The sequence below is a fragment of the Massilia sp. IC2-477 genome (assembly GCF_020707265.1).
In the GTDB taxonomy this organism is placed as follows: Bacteria; Pseudomonadota; Gammaproteobacteria; order Burkholderiales; family Burkholderiaceae_D; genus Telluria.
Map to the genome: position 1 here is coordinate 1 of NZ_JAJFEQ010000028.1, position 3,554 is coordinate 3,554.

2 protein-coding genes and 1 rRNA gene are annotated in these 3,554 nt (G+C 56.6%); 2 read left to right on the forward strand and 1 reads right to left on the reverse strand.

Going from position 1 to position 3,554, the window contains the following annotated elements; translation table 11 throughout:
* Together rrf and LK542_RS24720 are read left to right on the forward strand one after the other, a co-directional pair.
* Window positions 1-102, forward strand: a 5S ribosomal RNA gene (rrf, locus tag LK542_RS24715); the annotation flags it as partial.
* 170 nt (window positions 103-272) lie between these two features.
* On the forward strand, window positions 273-2,183 hold the full coding sequence (locus LK542_RS24720; RefSeq protein ID WP_227813978.1) for a S9 family peptidase: 1,911 nt from the start codon (window positions 273-275) through the stop codon (window positions 2,181-2,183).
* A 382-nt stretch (window positions 2,184-2,565) separates the two neighbouring features.
* On the opposite strand, the gene LK542_RS24725 is transcribed toward LK542_RS24720, so the two are convergent.
* The gene (locus tag LK542_RS24725; RefSeq protein ID WP_227813979.1) at window positions 2,566-3,051 is read right to left on the reverse strand and encodes a DUF6328 family protein; all 486 of its coding nucleotides are present in this window, start codon (window positions 3,049-3,051) and stop codon (window positions 2,566-2,568) included.
* Between the last annotated feature and the right edge of the window lie 503 nt (window positions 3,052-3,554).

Below are 3,554 nucleotides of genomic sequence, written 5' to 3' on the forward strand. Positions count from 1 at the left end.
TAGCAAGTCGGTCCCACCCCTTCCCATCCCGAACAGGACCGTGAAACGACTTTGCGCCGATGATAGTGCTGCAACCAGTGTGAAAGTAGGTTATCGTCAGGCTAGTTATATGCAAAGCCCGCTCAGTATCGACTGAGCGGGCTTTTTGCTTTTCTGCGGCCGTCATGACAAAACATATGCACGTAGCTTAATTCGCTGGAGCCGGTAGCTGGGCTCAGCTTTGAAGGCATGAATTGTTTATATTCATGTCTTTACACTTCGAGCTACTCAACATGAAACGGCTGATCGCGTGCCTGCTGATGCTCTTCCTGAGCTCTTCGGCGGTGTCTGACGAGACTGGGAAGCTGACGATCGACGAGTTGGTGGACCCAAGCGGCATGAAAGCCGCCACCCTTTCCCCCGACGGCAAGCATATTGCCGCGATCATCTACAACGGAACGAATTACGGCCTGGTACTCATCGACACGTCCACTTTCGCATCGAAGAAGCTCAGCGAAGGGCGTTATGCCACTGCCGGCTTCTACCAATATCACCGGGCGCCACGCGGGGTGCGATGGTCGGGAAGTGATCTGCTCATTGTCGACTACGGTCTTGAGGTCGAGTCTATGGACCTGTCTGGAAAGCGAGTCGCTTCCCTTGGCGAACGGACGATCGGCGTGCTCGATTCCGGACCGAATGCTGGACACGTGCTCGTACGCGACGAAGGTCTGTTCAGCGATCTTGCCTTGTGTGACCCGCGAAAAGGCAAAAGCAAGTGCAAGCGCTTCGACCAGCCTTCCGGCAAGGCGATCAAGTGGGCCTTCGACAGCAAGGGTGAACTGCGGGCAGCCACCTTGGTCAACTCGAAACTGTTCAGGGACGCGTCGACCATCTCAAACTGGTACAAACCTTCCGGTGGCGAGTGGACGAGGCTCGCCGAGTTCAAGGTGACCGACGATTTTTGGTTGCCCGTGTATGTTCCCGATGAGCCCCACACTCTGGTCATCGCTTCGCGTATCGGCAGGAATACCACTGCCTTGTTTAATTACGACGTCGTCGAGCGGCGCCAGGGTGAAATGCTTGTTGGCCACCCAAGTCAGGACATTCTGTCGACACAGGGGATCGATCAGGAGGCAATGCACTACGTTGCAACTGCGGGCATGCGTCCGCAACAAATCTGGTTTTCGCGTCCTTGGATCCAGATGCAGCGTCAGGTTGACGCCGTGCTGCCGAACCGTATCAACGTCCTGACAGGCGACCCCGAGAAATTCGTGCTGATCAGGTCGTATGCTGACGTAGACCCGGGAACCTGGTATCTGTTCGACCTCCCCAACAAGAAAATGAATATGATCGGCAAGGTCAACCAGTCACTCGATCCGGCAAAGCTCCGCCCGGTCGAGATTACGAGTTATCAGGCGCCCGATGGTCTGACAATTCCGGCTTACCTGACGCGCCCTCATGAACGCAAGGAACCCGCGCCGATGGTGGTACTCATCCATGGGGGGCCGATTGCTCGTGACGAGTGGGAGTTCAATGCCGAAGTCCAACTGCTGGCCGAGCGAGGTTACTTGGTATTCCAGCCGCAATTTCGCGGCTCGGCCGGCTTCGGTCGGGAATTCGAACGTGCCGGCTATCGCGAGTGGGGGCGCGCCATGCAGGACGATATCACCGCAGGCGTCGAGCACCTGGTCAAGCGAGGACTCGCTGATGGGCAACGCATCTGTATTGTCGGGGCGAGCTACGGCGGCTATGCCGCTCTATGGGGACTGGTAAAAACGCCGGACTTGTATCGCTGCGGTGCCAGTTTCGCTGGCGTCAGCGATATCAGCCGCATGTACTCTGACTGGTCCGACACGTCCTTCGACAAGGTCAGCCGCCAGTTGATGATGGACCGGATTGGTGACAAGGAAAAAAGCGCCGAACTATTCGACCCCGTTTCGCCGCTCGTGCATGCCGCTAAGATTAAAGCCCCCGTGCTGCTGATGCACGGCGAAGAGGACGAACGGGTACCGATCTCGCACGGGAAGAAAATGCGCGATGCACTCGCAGCAAACAAGAAGGACGTGACGTGGAAGAGCTTTGAAAGAGAAGGGCATGGCTTGCATTACATTGCAAGCCAAGTTGGTTATTTCGATGCACTTCTCGAGTTTCTCGACAAGCATCTGGCCGCGGCGCCGGCGCGTGCTGCCGAAAGGGACAAATAGCGGATCCATCCAGGCAAAAAAAAGCCCCGGTCATAAACCGAGGCTTTCTGCCCGACCAGTTTCCCGGACGGGTTCCCAGCTGTGCGACACCGCGACCCGGCAGGGTGGCGTGCTAACGAGCCCGCCCTTGCCTGATGTGCCGTAGTCGCCGGTACTTTGCACGGCTGGGCCAACATTCACCGCCGTAGCGCTCCCCCCGATATCGGAACTTTCGGGACGATGAATGCAGCCCAGTTCAACATCCTTGCCGCGTCATGCAGCTGACGTGCTTCGACCATAGTGCCAGGGCACGGTTCAATCCGAATGCCGATTGATGTCGCACGACGCATTATCCGGCTGCAAGAAAACTCATCTGTTCGACAACTCACACAAGACGCGGGACTCAGCGCAGCTTCTGCGTGCGACGCATGGAGCGTTCCCTGCGCGGCACGTAGAACCAGAGCCCCGACAGCAGAACCAGCGTGCCCAGTGCTGCGCCGATGCTGAGCATCATGCGTTCCGACATGCCTGCACTCACGACATGGAACACCGTGAACATATCGAGTGCGAGGCCAAGTGCGAGCGGGAAGAGGGCGCCGCGGATCAGCCGCGACGAGAGCCTGGTCATCGACGCTGTAGCATGCCCGCCGGCTGTCCGGTAATGGATCGCCGGGGCCATTACCATCGCCACCGATATGATCACCATGATCAGGCCGGCCGCATGACAGGCTTTCGCGTAGTTGGCCAGTTCCTCGAAACGGTCATTGAAGACCGCGATTATCTGGAAGCCGAACAGGGCCTGGATCCCGGGTAGGACGACGCGCGCTTCCTCGATAATGTTGCGCATCTCCGTGTCATATTGTTCGTTCGCCTGGTCATGCTTTTCCATAGCTGAACAGTACGCGGAAATCCTCCTCCATTCAATGCGCGCACGCTTGGACACACTATGTGACGCTGCTCCGTGTACGCCAAGCGGAACCGCCACGCAGCGCTTGTCCAGTGGCGTCCCTCCAACGTGGGCTTGCTGTCACAAACCAGGTTTGCTATAGTCTCGTTCCTCTGACGCACAACGCAGCCTTTCAGGCAGCAAACGCGAAAGAGACGAGGGGTTGACGAGTTACGCGAAACACTGCATAATCTCACTTCTCTGCTGCTGACGAACACAACGCTTCGTCGACAAGTAGCAAGACAGATTTCGAAGTTCTTTAACAATCAACAGTCGATAAGTGTGGGCGTTTGATGAAGGTGCCGCTGACTTCGGTCAGTGCATACTTAAATTATCAAATGTTCACAAAAGTATTAAGCGTTGTCTCAGCAATGAGATGACGGTCAGTATCTTGAGTGAGCGACTCCTGAGAAATCAGGATGGCAGCAATGCCAACAAACAGAGAT